27 protein-coding genes, 1 tRNA gene and 1 pseudogene are annotated in these 23,744 nt (G+C 57.7%); 16 read left to right on the top strand and 13 right to left on the bottom strand.

What is annotated here, in order from left to right:
• A pseudogene (locus ACJ5NV_RS05215) lies at window positions 1–216 on the top strand (hypothetical protein); the annotation flags it as partial.
• A 31-nt stretch (window positions 217–247) separates the two neighbouring features.
• On the opposite strand, the gene ACJ5NV_RS05210 reads toward ACJ5NV_RS05215, so the two are convergent.
• Window positions 248–324 (bottom strand) — tRNA-Arg (locus ACJ5NV_RS05210).
• A 432-nt stretch (window positions 325–756) separates the two neighbouring features.
• Between ACJ5NV_RS05210 and ACJ5NV_RS05205 the strand changes: the two genes are divergently transcribed.
• Window positions 757–1,395, top strand: coding sequence for a hypothetical protein (locus tag ACJ5NV_RS05205; protein ID WP_411642559.1), 639 nt, complete (start codon window positions 757–759; stop codon window positions 1,393–1,395).
• Between the two features lie 10 nt (window positions 1,396–1,405).
• On the opposite strand, the gene ACJ5NV_RS05200 is transcribed toward ACJ5NV_RS05205, so the two are convergent.
• From ACJ5NV_RS05200 to iscR, 9 genes are all read right to left on the bottom strand, one after another.
• The gene (locus ACJ5NV_RS05200; protein ID WP_411642558.1) at window positions 1,406–2,629 is read right to left on the bottom strand and encodes a cysteine desulfurase; all 1,224 of its coding nucleotides are present in this window, start codon (window positions 2,627–2,629) and stop codon (window positions 1,406–1,408) included.
• The gene (locus ACJ5NV_RS05195) at window positions 2,626–3,213 is read right to left on the bottom strand and encodes a YIP1 family protein (RefSeq protein ID WP_411642557.1); all 588 of its coding nucleotides are present in this window, start codon (window positions 3,211–3,213) and stop codon (window positions 2,626–2,628) included. The genes ACJ5NV_RS05200 and ACJ5NV_RS05195 overlap by 4 nt, the downstream gene beginning before the upstream one ends.
• Window positions 3,210–3,746 carry a YIP1 family protein gene (locus tag ACJ5NV_RS05190; protein WP_411642556.1) on the bottom strand — a complete coding sequence of 179 codons (537 nt, stop codon included), beginning with the start codon at window positions 3,744–3,746 and terminating at the stop codon, window positions 3,210–3,212. Before ACJ5NV_RS05190 ends, ACJ5NV_RS05195 begins: the two co-directional genes overlap by 4 nt.
• Window positions 3,746–5,032, bottom strand: coding sequence for a SufB/SufD family protein (locus tag ACJ5NV_RS05185; protein WP_411642555.1), 1,287 nt, complete (start codon window positions 5,030–5,032; stop codon window positions 3,746–3,748). The genes ACJ5NV_RS05190 and ACJ5NV_RS05185 overlap by 1 nt, the downstream gene beginning before the upstream one ends.
• Entirely contained in the window at window positions 5,032–5,787 is a 756-nt protein-coding gene (gene sufC / locus ACJ5NV_RS05180; RefSeq protein ID WP_411642554.1) for a Fe-S cluster assembly ATPase SufC, read from the bottom strand. The genes ACJ5NV_RS05185 and sufC overlap by 1 nt, the downstream gene beginning before the upstream one ends.
• Before the next feature lie 199 nt (window positions 5,788–5,986).
• Window positions 5,987–6,535: a hypothetical protein gene (locus tag ACJ5NV_RS05175; RefSeq protein ID WP_411642553.1), complete on the bottom strand. Its 549-nt coding sequence runs from the start codon at window positions 6,533–6,535 to the stop codon at window positions 5,987–5,989.
• Between the two features lie 111 nt (window positions 6,536–6,646).
• A complete protein-coding gene (gene sufB, locus ACJ5NV_RS05170; protein ID WP_411642552.1) occupies window positions 6,647–8,170 on the bottom strand; it encodes a Fe-S cluster assembly protein SufB in 1,524 nt (507 codons plus the stop codon).
• Window positions 8,171–8,181: 11 nt separating this feature from the next.
• Complete coding sequence (locus ACJ5NV_RS05165) at window positions 8,182–9,213, bottom strand: cysteine desulfurase family protein (protein ID WP_411642551.1); 1,032 nt, start codon at window positions 9,211–9,213, stop codon at window positions 8,182–8,184.
• Window positions 9,214–9,309: 96 nt separating this feature from the next.
• Window positions 9,310–9,771, bottom strand: coding sequence for a Fe-S cluster assembly transcriptional regulator IscR (gene iscR, locus ACJ5NV_RS05160; RefSeq protein ID WP_411642550.1), 462 nt, complete (start codon window positions 9,769–9,771; stop codon window positions 9,310–9,312).
• A gap of 196 nt (window positions 9,772–9,967) precedes the next feature.
• On the opposite strand from iscR, the gene ACJ5NV_RS05155 reads away from it, so the two are divergent.
• From ACJ5NV_RS05155 to ACJ5NV_RS05115, 9 genes are all read left to right on the top strand, one after another.
• On the top strand, window positions 9,968–10,621 hold the full coding sequence (locus ACJ5NV_RS05155) for an alpha/beta hydrolase (protein WP_411642549.1): 654 nt from the start codon (window positions 9,968–9,970) through the stop codon (window positions 10,619–10,621).
• A 3-nt stretch (window positions 10,622–10,624) separates the two neighbouring features.
• On the top strand, window positions 10,625–11,002 hold the full coding sequence (locus ACJ5NV_RS05150; protein WP_411642548.1) for a hypothetical protein: 378 nt from the start codon (window positions 10,625–10,627) through the stop codon (window positions 11,000–11,002).
• On the top strand, window positions 11,003–11,590 hold the full coding sequence (locus tag ACJ5NV_RS05145; RefSeq protein ID WP_411642547.1) for an HD domain-containing protein: 588 nt from the start codon (window positions 11,003–11,005) through the stop codon (window positions 11,588–11,590). It begins immediately after the preceding gene.
• A gap of 251 nt (window positions 11,591–11,841) precedes the next feature.
• On the top strand, window positions 11,842–13,878 hold the full coding sequence (locus ACJ5NV_RS05140) for a DEAD/DEAH box helicase (RefSeq protein WP_411642546.1): 2,037 nt from the start codon (window positions 11,842–11,844) through the stop codon (window positions 13,876–13,878).
• 117 nt (window positions 13,879–13,995) lie between these two features.
• Window positions 13,996–14,127 (top strand): hypothetical protein, encoded by a 132-nt coding sequence (locus ACJ5NV_RS05135; protein ID WP_411642545.1) that lies wholly within the window; start codon window positions 13,996–13,998, stop codon window positions 14,125–14,127.
• An 83-nt stretch (window positions 14,128–14,210) separates the two neighbouring features.
• Complete coding sequence (locus ACJ5NV_RS05130; protein WP_411642544.1) at window positions 14,211–14,543, top strand: TfoX/Sxy family protein; 333 nt, start codon at window positions 14,211–14,213, stop codon at window positions 14,541–14,543.
• Window positions 14,544–14,649: 106 nt separating this feature from the next.
• Window positions 14,650–15,054, top strand: a complete 405-nt coding sequence (locus ACJ5NV_RS05125) for a DUF4112 domain-containing protein (protein WP_411642543.1) — start codon at window positions 14,650–14,652, stop codon at window positions 15,052–15,054.
• Window positions 15,055–15,118: 64 nt separating this feature from the next.
• Window positions 15,119–15,292: a YqaE/Pmp3 family membrane protein gene (locus tag ACJ5NV_RS05120; RefSeq protein WP_411642542.1), complete on the top strand. Its 174-nt coding sequence runs from the start codon at window positions 15,119–15,121 to the stop codon at window positions 15,290–15,292.
• Window positions 15,285–15,665: a DUF4112 domain-containing protein gene (locus ACJ5NV_RS05115; RefSeq protein WP_411642541.1), complete on the top strand. Its 381-nt coding sequence runs from the start codon at window positions 15,285–15,287 to the stop codon at window positions 15,663–15,665. Before ACJ5NV_RS05120 ends, ACJ5NV_RS05115 begins: the two co-directional genes overlap by 8 nt.
• Window position 15,666: 1 nt before the next feature.
• Here ACJ5NV_RS05115 and ndk read toward each other — a convergent pair whose 3' ends face one another.
• Complete coding sequence (gene ndk, locus ACJ5NV_RS05110; protein ID WP_411642540.1) at window positions 15,667–16,089, bottom strand: nucleoside-diphosphate kinase; 423 nt, start codon at window positions 16,087–16,089, stop codon at window positions 15,667–15,669.
• Between the two features lie 172 nt (window positions 16,090–16,261).
• Between ndk and ACJ5NV_RS05105 the strand changes: the two genes are divergently transcribed.
• Both ACJ5NV_RS05105 and ACJ5NV_RS05100 read left to right on the top strand, forming a co-directional pair.
• Entirely contained in the window at window positions 16,262–16,894 is a 633-nt protein-coding gene (locus ACJ5NV_RS05105; RefSeq protein WP_411642539.1) for a YceI family protein, read from the top strand.
• Window positions 16,895–16,927: 33 nt separating this feature from the next.
• Window positions 16,928–18,238: an MFS transporter gene (locus tag ACJ5NV_RS05100; RefSeq protein ID WP_411642538.1), complete on the top strand. Its 1,311-nt coding sequence runs from the start codon at window positions 16,928–16,930 to the stop codon at window positions 18,236–18,238.
• A 56-nt stretch (window positions 18,239–18,294) separates the two neighbouring features.
• Here ACJ5NV_RS05100 and ACJ5NV_RS05095 read toward each other — a convergent pair whose 3' ends face one another.
• Both ACJ5NV_RS05095 and ACJ5NV_RS05090 read right to left on the bottom strand, forming a co-directional pair.
• Window positions 18,295–18,645, bottom strand: a complete 351-nt coding sequence (locus ACJ5NV_RS05095; RefSeq protein WP_411642537.1) for a DUF6614 family protein — start codon at window positions 18,643–18,645, stop codon at window positions 18,295–18,297.
• Window positions 18,646–18,787: 142 nt separating this feature from the next.
• A complete protein-coding gene (locus ACJ5NV_RS05090) occupies window positions 18,788–20,947 on the bottom strand; it encodes an esterase-like activity of phytase family protein (RefSeq protein WP_411642536.1) in 2,160 nt (719 codons plus the stop codon).
• 107 nt (window positions 20,948–21,054) lie between these two features.
• Between ACJ5NV_RS05090 and ACJ5NV_RS05085 the strand changes: the two genes are divergently transcribed.
• The 3 genes from ACJ5NV_RS05085 (at window position 21,055) to ACJ5NV_RS05075 (ending at window position 23,742) form a co-directional block, all read left to right on the top strand.
• A complete protein-coding gene (locus ACJ5NV_RS05085) occupies window positions 21,055–22,908 on the top strand; it encodes an ABC-F family ATP-binding cassette domain-containing protein (protein WP_411642535.1) in 1,854 nt (617 codons plus the stop codon).
• Between the two features lie 214 nt (window positions 22,909–23,122).
• Window positions 23,123–23,317, top strand: a complete 195-nt coding sequence (locus ACJ5NV_RS05080; protein ID WP_411642534.1) for a hypothetical protein — start codon at window positions 23,123–23,125, stop codon at window positions 23,315–23,317.
• Window positions 23,314–23,742 carry a type II toxin-antitoxin system death-on-curing family toxin gene (locus ACJ5NV_RS05075; RefSeq protein ID WP_411642533.1) on the top strand — a complete coding sequence of 143 codons (429 nt, stop codon included), beginning with the start codon at window positions 23,314–23,316 and terminating at the stop codon, window positions 23,740–23,742. The genes ACJ5NV_RS05080 and ACJ5NV_RS05075 overlap by 4 nt, the downstream gene beginning before the upstream one ends.
• Window positions 23,743–23,744: the final 2 nt, after the last annotated feature.

Genomic DNA, 23,744 nt, shown 5'->3' with positions numbered 1-23,744 from the left:
GATACGAATCTCGACTGGAGACCAACGCCGCACAGCCTGAAGCACACGGCCATCACTTGGGCCATCCAGAACGGCGCCTCGATCGTCGATGCGGCAGGGTTCTTTGCCACCAGCACCGCAACGATAGAGCGGACATATTGGCACCTTTCGCCCCATTTTCAGAGCGGTGCAGTGGCTGCAATCGAGGGGAAACGAGGGCGAAACAGGGGCGCGTAAATCGTCAGATTTCTCAAACGCCTTGTTTTATTGGTGCACCCGAGAGGATTCGAACCTCTGGCCTCTGCCTTCGGAGGGCAGCGCTCTATCCAGCTGAGCTACGGGTGCGGCAGCGCTGTCCTAGCATCCTGCCCCGCGTGCCGCAATGGGCAATCTGTCCTGCCAGATCTGGTTTCTGCCCCCGAGCTACACCCGATAATGCAAAGCATATCAGAGAAGATCACCGCCGATAACTCCGTCTAAATCTGCACCGCCAGACCCCCGAAAAATGGCGCGCTTGATCGGAACAGAAAGAAAAGCTAGGCTTTACGCATTATAACGTCCGACTTTCATTGGTAATTCTGTATGACCAGCACGACACACACAATGTTTGGCTTTGCCCGTCTGATGGCGAAACCCGCACGATTATCCACACACCAGCGCCAAATCGACATAGCCTGAGACGCTGTGCGTCCACACCCGTCATCTGGGTCATTACCCCGCAGAGCACACAGCAGGTCCTGCGCGCGGATCATCACGCAACAATAAGCGGAGCTGAGCATGGGCATTGACCATATCATCGTACACGACACGCGATTGCGGGGCACCGTGCATCCACGCTCGAATACCCGCATTATTCGGACCCATTGCGAACCGCTCAGCGCGATAACCGCCCGGATTACCCGCGCGACCCGACGCCAGTCACGACCGACGATGGCCAATCAGGCTGCCACCCATGACGGCCCGGTGCCGGTCATTTCGTTGTTGGGACATGGGACCGACATTGCCACTGGCCCTGTCGCATGGGCCATGCAAATTGGCATGGAATATATTCACCAGGATAACGCCCGCGCGTTCGGCAGCGGGATCAGGCGATGCGTGTCCAATCGCATCCGAGTTTTGTGCTGCAATGGCGCCAATTCCGCCGATGCGCGCCAGGCCTGTAGCGAACTTGCCGTTAGTGCCGGTGTGAATGTCTTTGCCGCGACCACAGTGCAGCAATACCACCAGATCGGAACGGGCAGCCAGCTGAACGGGCCGATGGGCGGCTGGATCAATTTTGGCCGCTGGGAAGGGACTGTTGTGCGCTACGGCCCTGACGGGTCCGAGACGATTGCGTTTGAAGGCGACCCGCTGATCGAGACATCAGGCACCACAAATGGTCCTGACGTCACCGATCCCTATCAAGTCAGCTGTTAAACCAGATCGCCTAGCCAAACAGATCGTGGCACAGTTCTAACGCATCAATCAGCGCGTCGACTTCGGCGTTGGTGTTATACATGGCGAATGACGCCCGGCAGGTGGCGCCGACGCCCATATGCTCCATCAATGGCATCGCACAATGGGTCCCTGCCCGCACCGCGACGCCCTTTTTGTCCAGCACGGTCGAAATATCATGGGCATGCGCAGCCCCCTCCAGCGTGAAGGAAAAGATCGCGCCTTTGGTGGCCGAGACCCCCTGCACGTTCAGCCAGTTCAACCCGTCAAGCCGTTGCCGCGCATAGGTACAAAGCGCCGCCTCATGGGCTGCAATCTGGTCCATCCCGTGGCCTATCATGTAATCCAACGCCACGCCCATTCCGATCATCTGCACAATGCCTGGCGTGCCAGCCTCGAACTTCATCGGCGGATCATTCCAGGTGACCGCATCGCGGGTGACATCGCGGATCATGTCACCGCCCCCCAAAAAGGGGCGCATCTGCGCCATACGCTCCTTGGTCACGTAGATCGCGCCCGATCCGGAAGGGCCGTAAAGTTTGTGCCCGGTGATTGCATAGAAATCGCAGCCGATATCCTGCACATCCACCGGCATGTGGACAGCCGCTTGCGACCCGTCAATCAGCACTGGCACGCCCTTGGCATGGGCTCCTGCGGTGATCGCTTTCACATCCACCACCGTGCCCAGCACATTTGACATATGGGTGACCGCAACCAGCTTTGTTTTGGGCCCGATTGCATCAATCACCTTTTGCGGGTCCAGATCGCCATTGGCATCCACATCGACCCATTTGATCACCACGCCCTGCCGTTCGCGCAGAAAATGCCAAGGGACGATATTGGCGTGATGTTCCATGATCGACAGGACGATCTCATCCCCTGCTTCCAACCGCGGCATGGCCCAACCATAGGCCACCATATTGATGCCCTCGGTGGTGCCAGAGTTCATGATGATCTCATCCTCCGACCCGGCATTCAGGAATGTCGCAATCGTGCCGCGCACACCTTCGTATTTTTCGGTGGCGAGGTTGCTCAGGAAATGCAGGCCGCGATGCACATTGGCGTATTCCTCTGCATAGGCGCGGGTAATCGCATCAATCACCACCTGCGGTTTCTGGGCAGAGGCACCGTTATCAAGATAAACCAGCGGCTTGCCATTCACCTCGCGCGCGAGGATCGGGAAATCGGCGCGGATCGCGGCTACATCATAACTCATATCGGACCTCCGGGCAGGTTCAGCCCAAGTAGCGAATAGAACGGCAGCCCGGCGGCAACCGCGCCGATAAGTGCCATGAATGCCGTGCCAAACGCCTTTGGCAGGCTATCGAACCGGTGCAAGACATCAACGAAATGGACCATGCAACGCAGCAACATCATGAAAGAGGCAAGCGCAAATACAACCGCCAGCAACGGCATCACCAGCATCAGCAGGAATTGCGCAACGCTGAAGGTCAGGCTGATCAACTGAAACCAGACCATCAGTGTCAGCGTTTCGTCAAAATTGCCGGTCCCGCCCATGGCTTTGCCGATCACATAGGTCAGCCAAGCGTTCAACGCCAGAAACCCGTACATCAGCGCGCCATAGATCAAGGCGGGCGGCATCCAGTTTTGCTCTGCCTCTGCGGGGATCATCAGTTGTAAAACGCCTTGCAGAATGGCGCTTAGCACGGCGACCAGCGCAAAGCCGGTCCACAATATATTGCGGTCCCAGCGCATGTCTCGGATGCCTTGGGCGACCGGGACCGGGTCCGTTACACTGCGCCAGACGAGCGCCAGAAAATGCGGGGCATCAAGGGTCATGGCGCTTGTTCCGCCTCTCGCAGGGTCTGGACCCAGATCACCGCAAAGGCGCCCAGCCAGAGAAATCCAATCAGTTGGGTTTGCGGGCCCGGCCCGATCAGCCCGGCCGTCAGCCCATGTAGCAACAGCAACGGGACCGTGGCTAGCAGGCTCCAGAACAGGGCGAGCCTTGCGCCATACCAACTGCCCTTCCCGCCAAAGAGCTTGGCCACCAGATGCGACAGTGCCGCCAGCACATATAGGATCAGCGGCCAGAGCATCAGCCAGGCCAGAAATTCATAGGACACAAGGCGGTCAAACGCAGACCAGCCGTCCAGAAAAGCGGTCATCTGCTCTTCGGTCATGACCGTGGGCATCGCGTCACTGGAGTAAGCCTCGCGGCGCAATCGCGGCCACTGGGCCACAAAGACCAGCAGGCAGGCGGTCAACAGATAGGCAATCGCCCGATCCTCGCGCTGGCCTGCATCCAGCAGCCGCCGGATAACCGCACGCGGCGCACGCCACGTGCGGGCAATATCCGTTGTCACCGCCATCAGCTATGACGCTGCAGCCAGCCATCCAGCCGGTCGCGCAGATCATCGGCAAGCACCGCATCGTCGATCTCTTCCAGTGCCTCGGCCAAAAACGCCAGTGTCAGCAGGCTTGTCGCGGCCTGATGCGGCACACCGCGCGACCGCAGATAGAACAGCGCCGTTTCATCAATCGCGCCCGAGGTCGAGCCATGCGAACAAGCCACATCATCGGCGTAGATTTCGAGTTCCGGCTTGGCAAGGAACTGGCTGTCATCATCCAGCAGCAACGACTGGCTGATCTGATAGCCATCCGTCTTTTGCGCGCCGGCCTTGACCAGAATCTTACCCTGAAACACGCCTGTCGCGCCGTTGCGCAAGACCTTCTTGAACACCTGACGGCTTTCGCAATTCACCGCATCATGGGTGATGAACACCGTGTCATCATGATGGAAATCCTTGCCATCGCCAACACAGGCCCCCGCCACATGGGCGGTCGCATCATCACCAACGATCTCGATCACGCATTCATTGCGGGTCAGGACACCATTGAAGGTCAGAGTGAAGGATTTAAACGTGGATTCCTGACCGATGCGCGCAAAGCAATGGGTCACCGCACGGCGTTCATGATCGCGCCCTTGCGCACGCACATGGTGGAAGGTGCCACCATCAGCCACATCAACCTCCAGCACTTGTGAAAACCGCGCCGCTGCCGGGCCGGTTTCAAGCACAGTCACCTCAGCACCGGCTTCCACCTTGACCAAATTATGCAGGGCCGCGTCAGACCCAACATCGCCATGCAGGTAGATCAGATTGATCGGTTTCGCAGCTTTCGCCGTCGCGCGGATGACCACACCATCTGTTGCGATGGCTGTGTTCAGCGTCGCCAGCGGGCGCTCTACCGGTTTCTGACCACGGGCTTCCAGCACACCATAAAGGTCCTTTGCCCAGTGAATATCGGCCTGCATCGCATCTGACAGACGGGCGATTTCGACGCCTTCGGCCTGCAAATCATCCGATGCATCCGCATCAAACACACCATCGACGAACACGATTTTCACCCGGCCCACAGCGTCAAACAGCGGGCCATCATCCTCGGAAAACAGCGCCGCTTCGGGCGCATCCACCGCAGTCAGCGCGGTCGGGTCCGTATATTTCCAATACTCATCGCGCTTCGTCGGCAGGCCCATCTGGCGCACCCGGTCCAGCGCATCAGCGCGGGCGGCATTCGCCCAAGCTGCCGCTTCGGGCAAGCGCAGATCTGCCAGCCGCGCATCCGTTGTATCCGCTTTCAGTTTCGCCAATGCCATCAGGCCACCTCTGCCAGAATGTCAGTGTATCCGTTATTCTCGACCTCAAGCGCCAGTTCAGGGCCGCCGGTTTTCACGATACGCCCGTCTGACATGATATGCACAACATCGGGCTGGATATGATTCAACAGGCGCTGATAGTGCGTGATCACAAGGAACGACCGCCCTTCGGACCGCAGCGCATTCACGCCTTCGGCAACCAGTTTCATCGCATCCACGTCCAGACCGGAATCCGTCTCATCCAGCACGCACATCTTCGGTTCCAGCATCGCCATCTGCAAGATTTCGTTGCGCTTCTTCTCACCACCGGAAAAGCCGACGTTGACCGGGCGCTTCAACATTTCGGCGTCGATCTTCAGGCTCTTGGCCTTCTCACGCACGACTTTCAGGAAATCCGCCGCGCTCAGTTCTTCCTCACCGCGCGCTTTGCGCTGTGCATTCACCGCCGTGCGCAGGAACGTCATGTTGCCCACACCGGGAATTTCCACCGGGTATTGAAACGCCAGAAACAGACCCGCCGCCGCGCGCTCTTCCGGCTCCATATCCAGCAGTTCGACACCTTCCAGTGCGGCAGAGCCGTCGGTTACGGTATAGCCGTCCTTGCCAGACAGAACATAAGACAGCGTCGATTTACCTGACCCGTTCGGCCCCATGATCGCGTGCACCTGACCCGCCTCTACGGTCAGATCGACACCTTTGAGGATATCCTTGTCCTCTTCTTCCAGTTTGACCTTCAGGCCTTTGATTTCCAACATATTTACGTCCTCTTACTCAAGGCAAAGCCTGTTTGCGTTCTCTCTTCCTACCAGCAAGATCAGCGCAGATGCGCCGAAACCGCACCCCGAAGGGGCGCGGTTATCTGACCGATTGGAAATGTGATTTGTGTGTTGCGATTTACATCCGCGCCGCAGCGAGCACGCGATGAATGATGACCGAAACCGACGTCACATTGATCTAGTTTTGCGCCGCGCGAAACTGCTCTTGATCGGGCATCACAAAGACCCTTTCGCCCACGACCAGCGAAATCGGCGCGGTGCGGGCCTGCACTTCTTCGACATAGGCCATAGTGTAAAGAATGCCCATCTCGTCCGGCCAGCGCCAGATCAGATTGTGCCCGCCCACGACCATCGCGGCGATGCCTGTGACCTGCGCGAACCGGGCGCTGAACTTGCGCCGCCGCATCATCGCCGACAACATCCCCACGATCCAGAGAGCCACCAGAACGTCGATGAACAGGGCCGTATTCCCCGCGCCCGACACCTCGAAATAGCGATAGCGCACGGCCTGCGCGATCATCAGACCAAAGCCGCCCACGATCATCGACACAAGAAATGCCGAAAACGCGGAATCCTGCTGTTTCTTGGCGTTCTTCTTGATCTTGTCGCGGGACACCCGCTTGGGCACATGCATGCCCATGTCGTGATCGTAATAGGCATTGTTGCGCGGATCGTTGATACGCTTGATCCGTGCGTTGAAATCGTTGATGTCCTGCTTTTGCGCCATGTGTGATTTTACCGTTTTGCAACTGCGCAAAACCTCGCACCCAATCGGGGCAAGATCGGGGCCAAGCAGTGACCCTCTCGCGACAATATGCTTCGGACATGGCGAACATGATCAACCGACAGAGCCTTCCAGCGAAATCGCCACAAGTGCCTGAGCTTCCATCGCGAATTCCATCGGCAGCGCCTGCAGCACATCCTTGCAGAACCCGTTCACAACCAGCGCGACCGCCTCTTCCTCATCCATCCCACGGCTACGGCAATAGAACAGCTGGTCATCATCCACTTTGGATGTGGTCGCCTCATGCTCCACCCGTGAAGAATTGTTCTTCACCTCAATATAAGGCACCGTATGGGCGCCGCATTTGTCGCCGATCAGCAGGCTGTCGCATTGGGTATAATTGCGGCTGTCCTTCGCCTTGGGATGCATGGACACAAGCCCGCGATAGGTGTTCTGCGCCTTCCCGGCACTGATCCCCTTGGACACGATCCGCGACTTGGTGTTCTTGCCCAAATGCACCATCTTCGTGCCGGTATCAGCCTGCTGCATGTTATTAGCAATGGCGATGGAATAGAACTCACCCTGGCTGTCATCACCGCGTAGAATGCAGGATGGGTATTTCCACGTCACGGCAGAGCCTGTCTCGACCTGAGTCCACATCACCTTGGCACGATCACCCCGGCAATCGGCACGTTTGGTGACAAAGTTGTAAATCCCGCCCTGCCCGTTCTCATCGCCCGGATACCAGTTCTGCACGGTGGAATATTTCACCTCTGCATCTTCCTCGATGATGATTTCAACCACTGCAGCATGCAGCTGCGCCGTATCACGCTTTGGCGCGGTGCAGCCTTCCAGATAGGACACGTAAGATCCCTTATCAGCGATGATCAACGTCCGCTCAAACTGGCCAGTATTCTCGGCGTTGATACGGAAATAGGTGGACAGCTCCATCGGGCAGCGCACACCGGGGGGGACATAAACAAACGACCCATCCGAAAACACGGCAGAGTTCAGCGTCGCATAGAAATTATCCGATGGGGGCACAACGGTGCCAAGGTATTTCTTCACCAGCTCCGGATGCTTTTCAATCGCTTCAGAGATTGAACAAAAGATCACACCGGCCTTTTCCAATTCTTTCTGGAACGTCGTGCCCACGGAAACAGAATCAAACACCGCATCCACAGCAACCTTGCGACCTTCGGCAGGAGCATTTTTTGCGCCCTCTACACCAGCCAAAATCATCTGTTCTTTCAGCGGGATACCCAGCTTTTCATAGGTCGCCAGCAACTTGGGATCGACCTCATCCAGCGATTTCGGCTTCACTTCCATGCTCTTGGGGCGGGCATAATAATAGATATCCTGAAAATCGATCTTCGGATACTCCACCATCGCCCATGTGGGCTCGTCCATCTTTTCCCAGCGCTGAAAGGCAGACAAACGCCATTCGGTCATCCACTCCGGCTCGTTATTCTTGTCGGAAATCAGACGCACGATATCGGGGTTCACGCCCTTGGGGGCGTAATCCATCTCAATCTCTGTCTCCCAGCCGTATTTATACGTCCCCGAGAGCTCCTTGACCGCGTCAACAGTCTCCTGATCAACGCCTTCTTTGACTTCTACCACATCGATGGAATTCATCTCTACACCTCTCAGGCGACCCGTCGCCGCACTCTTTTCTCTGTCCAGGCCCGCACAAAGCGCATGACCTCATCTTCTGTTGTCTCAATCCCCAGCGACACGCGCAGCGCACCGGCCGCAGCCGCATCATCCAGCCCCAGCGCCCGCAGCACGCGGGGCACCTTCACCTTGCCGCTGGAACAGGCAGAACCGGCTGACACCGCAAAACCCGCCAAATCCATTGCCATCACCTGCGTCTCGCCCTTCCATCCGGGCGTGACGAAGCAACTGGTATTCGGCAATCGCATGAGATCTTTCCCGACGAAAATAGTCTCGTTTTCGGCAGCCTCAATACCCTTTTCTAGAATATTTCTAAGTTTCGCGATCCGATCCCATTTTCCGGCGGCCAAATCGGCCTGCGCAGCCAAGGCCGCAGCGCCCATCCCGGCAATCGCCACCACATTCTCAGTGCCGGACCGGCGACCCATCTCCTGCCCGCCACCTTTGATCCGGGCGGCCACATCGGTGCCTTGGGGAAAGATCAACGCCCCCACACCTTTGGGGCCGCCGAATTTATGGGCCGACAAAAACACCATCTGCACCCCGGCCCAGCTAAAGGCAAAGGGCACACGACCAAACCCTTGGGTAATATCCGACACAGCAAGGCCCTGCGGCAAATTCTGCACGATCCCGGTTTCGGAATTGGCCAGCTGCACGGTCGAGCGCGCAGGCTCATCCACCACAACCGCGCCATCCACCACCGGCAGCGACGGATCGACCCAGGCATGCACCGCGTCATGCTCAACCGGGGCGGCGCGCAGACCACGGCCCGCCAGCGCCAGCGCCGCCGCTTCCGTCGCGCCAGAGGTAAAGACAACATCAGCCCCAGACGCCCCCACAGCCTCAGCCACCTGCGCCCGCGCGGTCTCGATCAACCCCTTCGCCACGCGACCTTCCGCATGCACGGATGACGGGTTGCCCACCACATCCATGGCCGCAATCATCGCTGCGCGCGCCTCGGCCCGCAGGGGGCTGGTGGCATTATGATCCAGATAGGTTCTCATCTCTTCTTTTGGCCAAAAATATCCCGGGGGAGGCCCGCAAGGGCCGGGGGCAGCGCCCCTGCAAAACATGTCTTGCGGCGCAGCCGCTCCGCCAGATCACGATTCATCGACAACCTCAAACAAGGCGGGCACCGCAGGGCATGGGGCCAGATCATTGCCGACGACGTCCGACAGGCGGGCCTGATGCAGGAACACATAGACATGGGCGGACAGGCCTTCCCACAAGCGGTTAGTCATTGATTGCGCACGGCTGCCAGACGCCGCACCAGACGCGCCCGCGCCCTTGTGCATGGCCGACACAGTTTCATCCACAGCGCCCAGAATTTCAGACACACGGATATCGGATGCAGGGCGGGACAGCCGATAACCGCCTCCCGGCCCGCGCACCGAATCCACAAGCCCCGCACGGCGCAGTTTCACAAAAAGCTGCTCCAGATAGGGCAAAGAGATATCCTGCCGCTTTGAAATCTCGGTCAGGTTCACCAGCGCACCATCGGGCTGCAATGCCAGATCTGCCAGCGCCACCATCGCATAGCGGCCTTTCGTGCTTAACTTCATTCTCTCTCCCCTACCCGCAACAGGCACAACTTCATTGACACATAGGCCAGCGCAATATCATTGACGACACAGGCCAGCACGATTACTTGACCAAAAGCTAGAAACTTAGGCCCGTGCGCCAAGTTTAGAATCTTTCTAAAGTGCCCAAGCATTTCCGTCAAGAATGCCGTGGGCCCACAGCAGTAACGGATTGTGAATGCCCGAAGTTATCTTCCCCGGACCCGAAGGACGTCTCGAAGGGCGTTATCACCCGCAAAAAGACCGTGATGCCCCCATCGCCATCGTCTTGCACCCGCACCCGCAATTTGGCGGCACTATGAACAACCGGGTCGTCTATAACCTGCATTACGCTTTCTACAAGATGGGGTTCACCGTCCTGCGTTTCAACTTCCGTGGCGTCGGGCGCAGCCAGGGCGAATATGATCAAGGTGTGGGCGAACTCTCTGATGCAGCCTCGGCGCTCGACTACCTGCAATCAATGAACAACAACTCCAAACATTGCTGGGTTGCCGGCTTTAGCTTTGGGGCATGGATTGGGATGCAACTGCTGATGCGGCGGCCAGAGATCACCGGCTTCATCTCGGTCAGCCCGCCCGCCAATATGTATGATTTCAGCTTCCTTGCCCCCTGCCCGTCTTCGGGTCTGGTGATCAACGGCAGCAATGACCGCGTCGCACCGCCACAGGACACGGTCAACCTTGTGCAAAAACTGCACGAACAAAAAGGCATCACCGTCACCCACGACCAGATGGACGGGGCCGGGCACTTTTTCGAAGACCCCTATATGGAACCGATGATCGACAGGGTCAGCGGCTACGTCAAACAGCGCCTGACCGAAAACACGAGGTAAGCCATGGTCGATCCCTATGTGCAGCGTGTGGCGGGCGAACTGGCGGACCTCGCTCTCGCCGACCAAAAACGGACGGGTGACATCGCAATCACTGACCAGATCGGCGAGATTCTCGGTGCGTCCTCGCAGACGCTGCAGGAAAGCTTCCTGACTGCCGTGCGTGTGCGACGGGCCGAGGAACGCGCCCGTGCATTGCTCTCTGAACGCGCGGGCAAACCCGTCGTGCCCGACGCGGAACTGATCGAAGATCAGCGCGCCGCCGCACCAAAGCCCGAAGTGGAAGAGGCCGAAATCGCGCCCGAGCCAAAACCTGAGCCCGAACCAGAGTCACAGCCGGAACCCGAAAAACCCAGCGGCATGCCGCGTCGGGTCGTGCGCTGAATGGCCAACCGGATTGATGCGCAGCTCGCCTTTCTGACAGAGGCTTGCAAGCTCAAATCCGTGTTGCGCGGCACCACCCTCTGCGATGGGTCGCGGCGGGAAAACTCAGGCGAACATAGCTGGCATATCGCGCTCTATGCGCTGATCATGGCAGAGCACGCGCACCGGCCAATCAACATCGACCGGGTCATCCGGATGCTGTTGATCCATGATTTGGTAGAGATTGACGCAGGCGACAATCCGATCCACGGCGATCACGACCCCGCCGCGATAGAGGTGATCGAACAAGCCGCCGCCGCGCGGATCTTTGGGCTCCTGCCCGCCGATCAGGCTGCCGCCTTCCGCGCGCTCTGGGACGAATTCGAAGCGGCCACAACAGATGACGCCATCTTCGCCAAATCCATTGATCGGGTACAGCCCGTGGTCTCCAATCTCGCAAGCGGCGGTGGCACATGGCCGGTATACAAGGTCACGGCCGAACAGCTTTACAGCCGGGTCGGATCAAAGGTCGAACGCGGCGCCCCGGCGATCTGGCACGCATTGAAAGCCCGAATTGATGCGTGGTTCGCATCCACACCCAATTCTTGACAGCACATTTACGTTTTCACAGTACGCTGCATTAAGCCCGCCCACCGCGCGATTGGGTCCGACGTTTGTCCGATAACAGTCCGATGCGCGCTCGACCGCCTGAAACAGCATCTTTTCCTGCGTTAACCATCGATTCGCGCGGCATCCACGCCCCACTGTGCCGCAACACCACCCGAACGTTGCAATAGCCCCTATACAAACGCTCGCGACAGGCGTAGTGCGCGTGGCTTACCCGACCGAAGGCCGACTCAATGATCCCCACCCTCGCCGAAGCCCTTGCCAAACAAGGCTATGACCAACTCACGCCCGTGCAGACCGCCGTGACCGACCCCGCGCTTGAAGGGCAGGATCTGCTGGTCTCCGCGCAAACAGGGTCCGGCAAGACAGTGGGCTTCGGGCTTGCGATCGGGCCGACAATTTTGAATGAAAACGGGATGTTGGATGGGGCCACCCAACCACTCGCCCTGATCATCGCCCCGACACGGGAACTCGCGCTTCAGGTCAAACGCGAACTGCAATGGCTCTATGCCGGGGCGGGCGCGATCCTTGCCTCTTGCGTGGGTGGCATGGATTTTCGGGACGAACGGCGCAGCCTGGAACGCGGCGCGCATATCGTTGTCGCCACACCGGGACGGCTGCGCGACCACATCATGCGCGGCACAATAGATCTGAGCGAAATCAAAGCAGTCGTGCTGGATGAAGCCGATGAAATGCTTGATCTGGGCTTCCGCGAAGATCTCGAATTCATCCTTGATCAGGCCCCAGAAACGCGGCGCACCCTGCTTTTCTCCGCCACCGTGCCGCCGATGATCGCGACGCTGGCAAAATCCTATCAGCGCGACGCACAGCGGATCACCACGACCAGCAAGGAAAGCCAGCATTCGGATATCGAATACCATGCTTTCAACGTGGCCAACCACGATGCAGATGCGGCCATTATCAATACGTTACGCTATTACGACGCGCCGAATTCCATCGTCTTTGCCAACACCCGCGCAATGGTCACACGGCTGACAACGCGGCTGTCAAATCGGGGCTTTTCGGTCGTGGCGCTGTCGGGCGAGTTGACGCAATCGGAACGTTCTAACGCGCTGCAAGCCATGCGCGACGGGCGGGCGCGGGTCTGCGTGGCCACCGATGTGGCCGCACGCGGAATCGACCTGCCCAATCTGGAACTGGTTATTCACGCCGAACTGCCCACCAACGCTGAAACGCTACTGCACCGCTCCGGGCGGACCGGGCGCGCCGGACGCAAGGGTATCTCGGCCATGATCGTCCCTGCCAAGATGTTGCGGCGCGGTCAAAATTTGCTGAAATGGGGCAAGCTGAATGCCACATGGGGCAAGCCCCCCAGCGCCGACCAAATTCAGGAAAAAGACGAAGAGCGGCTGTTGAACGATCCGGTCTGGGCCGAGGAATTCACCGACAAACAACAGGCCTTCGCCGCGCGTCTTCTGGAACAGCACGGCGCGGAAAAAATCGCCGCCGCCTATGTGCGCCTTTATACAGGTCAGCAATCAGCCCCCGAAGATCTGAGCGATATCAAGGACATTCCGCAAAGCGAGCGCAAACCACGCGAACATGCGCCCTTTGGGCCGTCGCGCTGGTTCGCGCTTGATATCGGTCGCGAAGGTAAAGCCGAAGCGCGCTGGATCATGCCCATGCTCTGCAAGGCTGGCGCGATCACCAAGAAAGAAATCGGCGCCATCCGCATTCAGCCGAACGAGACGTTCATAGAAATTTCAGAGCCTGCGGTGCAAGGTTTCCTGAAATCTGTCGGCCCTGACATGTCGCTTGAAAACCAGACAACGCTGCGCGAACTCGACGGCCCGCCACAACTTGGCGAACGCGGTCCGCGCAAAACGAAACGTGATTACGACGACAATCGCCCGGCCCCCGCCGGCAAACCAGCGTGGAAGGACCGGCCAGCACAGGCCGAAAAGCCCGCACGCCGGGAAAAACCAAAAACGACTCAGACTGTACACGACACCGAAAGCGTCACGCCAAAGCCGCGCAAACCGCGGCAAGATCATGGCAAGCCCTTCGAAAAGCGGGAAAAACCACCATTCCGCGCCAAAACCGGCGGCAAAAAACCGTCGAAATCCGGTGAACGCGATTACAAATCTGACACAAAACCCCGCAAACCGAGAGCGGGAGACAAACCCGCAAGTAACGCAAATGCTGCGCAAGACACGTCGAAACGCTTCACGCCGCCGGGGGGAAAACCAAGCAAATCCAAAGGCTTGAACCGTGGCAGTCAAGCAAAACCATACCGGGGAAAAAAGTAAAATCGGACAGGCAGGTCGCAATTTCGACACATCACGACCACGCGAAGCCGCACGGACTATGTTCTATTTAAGCCTATGTCAGCTATGATGACGCCACAGGCAGCAAGGACCAAAGACATGGCCAGATCCAAACCAAACGGCGACGAAAACCAATCGCCCGCCCCGCGTCAACAGACCGCCCCGTCAGAGACGCCCTACCAAACGACCCAGCAACCCGCGCCCGTTTTCACGGATTTCGCAAGCATTTGATATCAGTGGGCACCCTGCCCGCTGACCCTGCAAAATGCGGCTTTGGCGCTGGTGTTTTAATATAACCGGGTTACGCTGGCACCATGACAGCGCTGACCAGCATCAGAAATATCGGCCCATCCTTCGCCGCATCGTTCAAAGCAGCCGGGATCACGACGGCAGAAGAACTCCGCGAACTGGGTGCAGACGCGGCCTATACAAGGCTCTTGGAAAACGGCGCAAGGCCGCATTTCATCGGATACTACGTCCTGCATATGGCGTTGCAGGGGCGTCCATGGAATGACTGCAAGGGCAAAGAGAAGAAAGCATTGCGCAAGCAATTTGACGCGATCAAAGCGCAATCCTTCGATGCGGACCGTTCAGAATTGGAACGGATTCTCGATCAGATCGGCGTCGTAACGCCACAACAACGCTAGCCCGGTACAGCCGCATTAATCATTGCAAAACAATCACATCCGTCGCGATTACGCGCAAAAAGTAAATACCCTTCACATACGGATCAAAATCGTGTATGTTAACCGTATGAACATATCACATGACATAGATTTTGAACTCTCCCGCATCCGCCGGGTCGCCTATCGAATGGATGCGATTTTCTTTATACCCGGAACCAATATTTCCATCGGTTTCGACACGCTGCTTGGGCTTATCCCGGTCGTGGGCGATGCTATAGCCGCGCTGCCCGCGCTCTGGATGATCCGGCAAGCACATCAGCTTGGCGCAAGCCCCGGCACCCTGGCTTATATGACGCTGAACACAACGCTGGATTTCGCCATCGGCTCCATCCCCATCGCAGGCGATATTTTTGATGCGCTCTACAAAGCAAATATACGCAATTACAAGGCCTTGGCCCGCAACTTGGAAAAACGCGCCGCCAGCGCCCGCGAAGTGAAAGAGCCTGATCCGCATCTGCTCGGCACCATCTGACGGGAACCAACCATGGGTTCATGCATTATGGTGTCAACAGAAGCAATTACGAAAGGCTACCGTCATGGACCTCATTCGCATCATTCTCGCCATTATCCTCCCGCCACTGGGTGTGTTCTTACAGGAAGGGCTGGGCAAGCACTTCTGGATTAACATCTTGCTGACCATTCTGGGCTATATCCCCGGTATCGTTCACGCCGTTTATATCATTGCACGGGACGAACCTGTCCGTGTCTGAGACTGCTGAAATCGAACAATTGGAACGGGTTGCCCATCGGATGGACAGCCTGTTCCGCCTGCCAATCATCGGCGTGCGCGTCGGGCTCGATTCCATCCTGGGACTACTGCCGGGCGTGGGCGATGTCGCCGCACTCGGACCTGCAGGATACATTATCTATCGCGCGCACAACATGGGGGCTTCGCGCCCACTTTTGGCGCGCATGATGTGGAATACCGGCGTTGATGCCGCCATCGGGACCATCCCTTTGGTCGGCGATATCTTTGACATCGGAAACAAGGCGAATAAGAAGAACGTCGCTTTACTGCGCAAACATCTAGAAAAGAAAAAGGGCGCCGCTACGGACGCCCTTCCGAATGGTGTAAGCGGCTGATTTAGCCGACCAATTCCAGACCGGAAAAGAAGAAAGCGATTTCTTCCGCAGCGGTTTCAGGTGCATCAGACCCATGAACCGAGTTTTCGCCGATGGACAGCGCGAATTCTTTACGGATCGTGCCGGGTGCCGCATCTTCAGGGTTGGTTGCGCCCATGACTTCACGGTTTTTCGCAATCGCATCTTCACCTTCCAGAACCTGAACAACAATCGGCTCGGAAATCATGAACTCGCACAATTCGCCAAAGAACGGGCGCTCTTTGTGGACGCCATAAAATTGCTGCGCTTGGGCCAAGGTCAGCTGAATACGCTTTGAAGCGACAATGCGCAGACCAGCCTCTTCGAATTTGGCAACGATCTGCCCGGTCAGGTTCCGCTTGGTTGCGTCAGGTTTGATGATGGAAAATGTGCGTTGGATCGCCATTGTGAGCCTCTTGTGGATGGGAACAGGCAGGTGGCCTGCGTTCCCGCGCCTGCTAGCATCCTTGAACACGCATGAAAAGGCCCTGCACGCTTACCTTCGATTATAGATTGACAGTGAAGCAGCCAGCGAGGCAATAATTAGCCCACAGGCTAACCATACGGAGAGAATCGTTATGTTGCGTCATCCTCTTCCTGCCATCTGCGCCTTGGCTGTTTACGCCAGCGGCGTTATCGCCCAAGATAATTTAGCGGGCATTCCGCAACAGACTTTTACGCTTGATCCGTCGCATACCAGTGTGCTGTTTACGGTTAATCACCTAGGTTTCTCGCAGTATACTGGCGGTTTCGACAATGTGACTGGTACGCTGCAGCTTGACCCCGCCGATCCAGCAAACGCCATGTTGGAAATTAATATTGATGTCTCATCCATTGATGTTCCTAGCCCACCGGATGGGTTTCGCGATGAATTATTAGGGCCCAACTTTTTTGATGCCGCCGCACATCCGACAATCACCTTCACCAGCGACGAGGTCACGCTCACCGACAATCATAGCGCTGTTGTCACTGGCACCCTGTCATTGCATGGCGTGTCACAGCAGGTGGATCTCGACGTCCAGTTCAATGGCAATTCGCAGGCGAATGTCTTCGAACCTTGGGCACGGTTCGGTTTCAGCGGTCAAACGACTATATCACGCACAGCGTTCGACATGGGATACGGCGTTCCACCAGAGGGTAGCCTGATCGGTGTAGGCGATGCCGTGACGGTGCACATCGAAACCGAATGGACGGGTGAGGTTAAGGAGTAGCATTGAACACGGATCATCGGGTAAGTTTCCCGCATGATCCGATTACTACGGCATCCCGTTTTTGGCAGGCTCTTCGCGGCCCAGATTGTTGCGCTGACCGGCACGGGGCTATTGACCGTGGCGCTTGGGCTGCTGGCGTATGATCTGGCCGGCGCCGCAGCGGGGACTGTGCTGGGCACCGCCTACGCGATCAAAATGGTTGCCTATGTGGGCCTATCGCCGATTGCTGCCGCGCTGTTTGCCAAGGCATGTCGGAAGCAAGTTCTCATTGGGGCTGACCTGATCCGCGCGGCCATTGCGCTCTCCCTGCCGTTTATCAGTGAAATCTGGCAGGTTTATCTGACCATTTTCGCCCTGCAAACCGCATCAGCGACCTTCACACCGACATTTCAGGCAACGATCCCCGACGTATTACCGGATGAGGACGACTACGCACGCGCACTGTCGCTGTCACGCCTTGCCTATGATCTTGAAAACCTGATCAGCCCGGCTTTGGCGGGTCTGCTTTTGCTAGTGATCAGTTATCATTGGCTATTTGGCGGCACCGTGATCGGTTTTGTGATCTCTGCCCTGCTGATCCGATCAGCCACCCTGCCAACGCGCCAGCCAAGCAAAGATCGCCCCTTTCGCGACCGGCTTACGCGCGGGCTGCGTATCTATCTCGCTACGCCGCGCCTGCGCGGTCTATTGGCCCTGACGCTAAGCGCCGCAGCGGCAAGTGCCTTTGTCCTCATCAACACCGTCGTGGTCGTGCGTGAAATCTATGATGGCAGCGACCGGGATGTGGGCCTGGCGCTCGCTGCATTTGGGGGCGGGTCCATGCTTGCAGCCTTAGCCTTGCCCGCCCTGTTGAACCGGCTGAGCGACCGAAGCGTGATGATCTCTGGCGCGTTGCTACTGACGTTCCTGATGGGCGCCTATGCTTTTGCCAGTCCGGGCTGGCCTACGTTTCTGGCAATTTGGCTGCTGACCGGGATCGGCTACTCTGCCACGCTGACGCCGCAGGGGCGGCTTTTGCGGCGTTCGGCCCATAGTTCGGATCGGCCCGCAGTCTTTACCGCGCAGTTTGCCTTGTCGCACGGCTGCTGGTTGGTCACCTATCCTTTGGCGGGTCAGTTGATGACCGCCTATGGTGCAGGGTCGACATTAGGTGTTCTTGCCATTCTCAGCGGCATTGGCGTCGCAATGGCGCTGCTGGTCTGGCCCGAAGGTGACCCGGTGGTGGTGCCGCACCGTCATGACGACCTGCCCCCCGCGCATCCACATCTACAGGGGCGCGGGCCGTTCCATACTCATGCGCTGATCATTGACGATGAACATCATGAATGGCCAACCAAGGGCTAACATTTCACTGCCGCGCACCGCCGCAGTGTCATAGAAATCGCAACCAGTGGCGGCTATTAGATGAGCGCCATCCGCTCTGCCCGTTCCGGATCGGGAAACGGGCGGAATAGCGTGATTTCAAGTTCCCCGACCATTTGATGCACCGGTGTATGCAGACGCTCGACCTCTTCATCGCCTTTGCCGGTGAAACGAAACGCCTGATCAAGCTGGGTCAGGTCGCGCACCTCGACCTCTAGCAGGAAGTCACGCGTGTGCAGCGACCCGAACCCCAGTTTACGCCGGTACAACCGCCAGGACATGATGACACCGTTACTCTGCAAATGGTTCATCCAGGCATCAAGCGCGCTGGCAAAGGGCACAGCCTTTGCATCGTCGCGTAGATCAATCGCGCAGTGATAAAGGTTCATAGTGGCCCCTCAGGTTTGCTGACAGGCGTTACAGTGTCAAATCGGGGTTACAAAACGGTTAGCCCGCAAGAAATCATGTCTGAAACGCAATGACCCCACCGTTTCGGGCAGGGTCAGATTGTGAATATTCGACGCGCAGCCGTTAGTCAGCCAAGTCATCCAGCGCAAAGAACATCGTCTCGCCAGAGTGGTCATCAACGCCGTCATTATCCGTGGCGACCCAAGCGCGCCCATCGGGTGTAAATGCCAGACCTTCCACCTTATCAAGCACATAGCCACCGGTGCTGCGCAGATCAGGGAGCAGATCGCGTACGACTTCCTTGGTGACAACAGACAGTTCCCAACCCAGCGGCGCAGGCACCATCTGGTCCAGCGGCACGCGGGTGATCTGCTTGGTCACCGCAGCAGCACCGATCTGATTGTCGCGTTCGACAAGGTAGATATAATCGCCGTGCGCCACGATCTCGGACAGGCCAACCCAGCCCGCAGTCGGGGCATCCAGCGGGTAATGGACCGCGCCCCATTCTGCGGTTTCGGTGTCATAGGCGACCAGTTTGACCAAACCTTCGGGATCGTCGGCCCATTCACGCTGCACGGCCAGCCAGAGCGTATCCCCGACCAAGGTGACGCCCTCAAAACCAAAGCGGTCCTGCACTGCTAGCAAGGCATTTGGCAGCCCGATTTCCTGATCAATTTCGCCATCCGCATCAACGTGATAGATCCCGTGCGGTACCATCCGGTCGATCCGCCCCTCGGACGCGATCCAATAGCCGCCATCACGGTCCGCTGCGATCCCTTCCATGTCCAGCTTTTGCGCAGGCTGACCAGCGCGCGTCACCGGCGTGGCCGTCGTAATACGCGCGGGTGTCGCGCTGACATCAATGGTAAAAATCATGGGCTGATAGCCGTAAAAGCTGTCGTTCACAGCGACAATGGTACGCTCATCGACCGCCGAAAGCCCCGAAATCGCACCCCAGCCAATCAGCGCATCAGCTCCGGCAGAGGTGAGATACGGGTAGGTCGGATCAGCGTCAGAATATTGATAAATCATCACGTGGCTGCGTACACCGCCATCACCGATCAGGTCGGTTTCATTGGCCGATACCAGCAGGTTACGGTCCGGGATGGTCACGTAGCCCTCTGGTCCGATGCCTGAAGGAAGCAGTTGTAGCAGTGCAGGTGCGGCCAGATCAGTTGCGTCATAGACGCCGACGATCGACCCGCGCTCTGACCCGACAAAAATCATCCGGGTCCCGCCAAAAGTCGCGGTCTCGATTGATTCAGGTTCCACACCTTTTGCGTCAGAGCGTTTGTCCGGATAATGCCCCGCCTGAATGACCGCATGTTCAAAACTGGTGCCGCTATCATACACAACGCTGCCGTCGCGGTGGAAGATCGTCCAACCACGCGAGCCGCCATCCATGTCGCCCTCATTCGCCGTGGCAAAATGATCGCCATCGATCCACTTTACGGCGTCAGGTTCGCGCACCACGCCTGCCTTGCTTTCCGTGAAAAGCAGCGCGCCGCGTTCATCCGTGGCGTCGATCCCGTCCAGATCGACCGCACCGGCGCTGAAGGACGATGTGATCTCGCCCGCGCGGTTCACCACGATCATGTGATTGTTTTCTTGCAAGCTGATGACCACATCACCGGCGGCGTTGATATCCACAAATTCTGGCTCTGGATCGTCCGGGGCAATGTCAGCCTGACCGGTCAGATCGACGAACTTTAGCATGTCGCAAGCGGCCAGACCATCCGCGATGCCAACCAGCACAAGCGATCCGGCAGGCATCTGGCCCACACGGCCATCGCCCAGATCCTCGTCACGCTCATTTTCGATGGTAACAGCGACAAAGCTGTCGTCCTTGGCGACCGCGATGCTGTCAGGCTGGCCGCCCAGATCACAACGCCCCAGCTCTTCCCCGCTGGCAATGTCGATCACGGTCAAATGACCAGAGGGGGCGGTATAGCTTTCGGATGTGTTCACCCCGACAAATGCGGTCTGCCCGATGATGCCCACTGATGTCGGCTCACCTTCTAGCGCGATATTGCCCAGCGGGGCCGGGTTGGCGGGATCGGCGATATCAATCAGCCCCAGAACACCAAGCGGGCTGTCGGTATAGACCAGCGTCATCCCGTCAGCCGTGGCAGCGATAATCTCGGCCGAGGTTTCGACGTTCTGATCGCCTGCGCCGATATTCAGATGGGTTGGAAATGATGCGATGCGGTTGAACGCATCTGCATGGGCGAACCCGGCGGTCAGCGCCAGAACCGAAGTCAGGCAGCAGATCGGTCTTTTCATTGTTATCCCCTCAAATTCAGATGTCGATCCAATGCATCGCGCCGGTAACAGGCAGATGACAGCCAGTTGCGATTGACCCCGCCCGCGGTATCAGGCAAAGCCCGCCCATGTTGAAAATTTCCGATATCACCTATTCCGTCGAAGGCCGCACGCTGGTCGAACACGCGACTGTCACCATCCCCACCGGCCACAAGGTCGGGCTTGTGGGGCGCAATGGCTCTGGCAAGACGACGCTGTTCAAGATTATCCGTGGTGAAATGGTGCTCGACACCGGTTCTGTCAGTATTCCGCAAGGCTGGAAAATCGGCGGCGTCAGCCAGGAGGTGCCCGGAAATGAGGTGAGCCTGGTCGACACGGTGCTCGCGGCGGATACCGAACGGGCTGAGCTTCTGGCCGAAGCTGAGACGGTGACGGACCCTGACCGGATCGCCGATGTCCAGACGCGGCTGGCCGATATTGACGCTTGGTCGGCAGAGGCACGAGCCGCGACAATCCTGCGCGGGTTGGGTTTCACCAATGATGAACAGAAAATGCCCTGTTCGGCCTTCTCTGGCGGGTGGCGGATGCGGGTGGCATTGGCTGCTGTGCTTTTCTCGGAACCTGACCTGCTGCTGTTGGACGAACCAACCAACTATCTTGATCTTGAAGGTGCGTTGTGGCTGGAGGCTTACCTTGTCCGCTACCCGCATACGGTGCTGATCGTCAGCCACGACCGGGAGCTCCTGAACCGCTCGGTCGGGGGGATCCTGCATTTGGAAGACAAGGGGCTGATTTATTACACTGGCCCATACGACACCTTTGCCAAACAGCGCGCGGCCAATCGGGCGGTACAAGCAGCCGCCGCGAAAAAGCAGGGCGCGCAGCGTGAGCATTTGCAGGCCTTTGTCGATCGGTTCAAGGCCAAGGCTTCCAAGGCGAAACAGGCGCAGTCCCGTGTGAAGATGCTGGAAAAGATGGAAACGATCCGCGCCCCCGAAGATGCGGCGCGCACGGTCTTTACCTTCCCAGAGCCAGAGGAATTGTCGCCCCCGATCATTGCCACAGAAGGCGTCGCCGTGGGCTATGGCAATCACATCGTGCTGCATGACCTAAACCTGCGGATTGATCAGGACGACCGGATCGCACTGCTGGGCCGCAATGGTGAAGGCAAATCGACCCTGTCGAAAATGCTGTCAGACCGGCTGCCCGTCGCACGCGGCAAGATGGTGACATCCAACAAGCTGCGGATCGGGTTCTTTGCGCAGCATCAGGTGGATGAGTTGCGGATTGAGGAAACCCCCCTTGATCACCTGTTCCGCGAGCGCCCAAATGAAGGTCAGGCCAAACTGCGCGCCCGGCTGGCGGGCTTTGGGCTGGGCGCTGATCAGGCGGATACAGAGGTCGGGCGGCTGTCCGGCGGGCAAAAGGCGCGCCTGTCACTTCTGCTGGCCACCCTGCCCGCGCCACATCTGCTGATCCTCGATGAGCCAACCAACCACCTTGATATTGAATCGCGCGAAGCGCTGGTGGAGGCATTGACCGCCTATTCCGGCGCGGTGATCCTTGTCAGCCACGACATGCACCTGCTGTCGATGGTCGCCGACCGGCTGTGGCTGGTCAAGGACGGGCGGGTGAAACCCTATGACGAGGACTTGCAGGCCTATCGCAAAATGCTGCTGACGCCCGAGAAACCGGCCGAGAAGGACAAGCCGAAACCAGAGAAAGCCCAGCGGCCCAGCCAAGAGGCGATCAAGGCCCTGCGCGCCGATGTCCGCAAGAACGAAGAGCGCGTCGCGAAGATCAACGGGATGCGCGACAAACTGGCCAAAAAGCTCGCCGATCCCGCGCTTTATGAAGACGGCAAAAAAGGCGAGCTGGAGACTTGGAACAAGAAATACGCCGAGGTCATGGAAGGGCTGGAGCGGGCCGAAGCGATGTGGATGGCATCGCTTGAGAAGTTGGAGAAGGCCGAAAAGAGTTGAATGCAAGTTCCGTGAGTGCAATTGAGTTAATAAAATATCAGTACAAACCCTATTATCATAGAATCCGGCGTTACGGATGATGTGTCAATATTTTGGCAACCAATGTTCATTATCTGTGGCCACAATGTTTGCGTTTTGTGTAGCCCTAGCGTATACACGTTTATTGACACTTGTACGTACGCAAGTTGACACTCGTAACCTAGTGAAGGTCGCTATGAGCAAATGCAAGAATCAAGTCTGTGCTGACTGCACCTGCGGTCGCAAGCGTGACCGTACGACGATTGCAATGGCTGCTAATGCGAACTTTGCGACGACCGAAAAACCCAAGCGCATTGTTCGGCAATCCGTGCGGGAGTCGGCTGTTCGCCTTGAAATCCAGCTGAAGGAATCCATGCAAATTCTCGCATGATTTTTGAAGCAAATTTGGAGGAAGACGGTGAAATTGTCTTCCTCACCTTCGAAGATATAGAATTCATCCATAATCTGGCCCTGATTGAAGGAGGCAGAACTGGTGAGTTAAAGACTTCTGATTTGCAAAGCGCCTTAGGTCGCCCGCTAAACTACCATCAATACGACAATCAAAATGACCTAATACGCCTTGCGGCTGTTCTATGGCACGGCGTGTCCGAGGCGCACGGCTTTGTTGATGGCAACAAAAGAACCGCAATGCTAGCCGCCCTCGCTTTCCTCGAAGCCAACGGCATAGAACTTGATAGCAAAATCAGCAGTTGGCAGCCGGGTTTTTTTGTCGATACAAGTTACCAACAGCGAAAGTTCAACATAGATACCTTAGATCACTATTTGCGGACCCATTGCCGTTGGATTGCCGAATGATC

It is taken from the genome of Loktanella agnita, assembly GCF_046640325.1.
Lineage (GTDB): Bacteria > Pseudomonadota > Alphaproteobacteria > Rhodobacterales > Rhodobacteraceae > Yoonia > Yoonia agnita.
The sequence above is the reverse complement of the archived record's forward strand: the minus strand, read 5'-3'. Positions and strand labels throughout refer to the sequence as shown.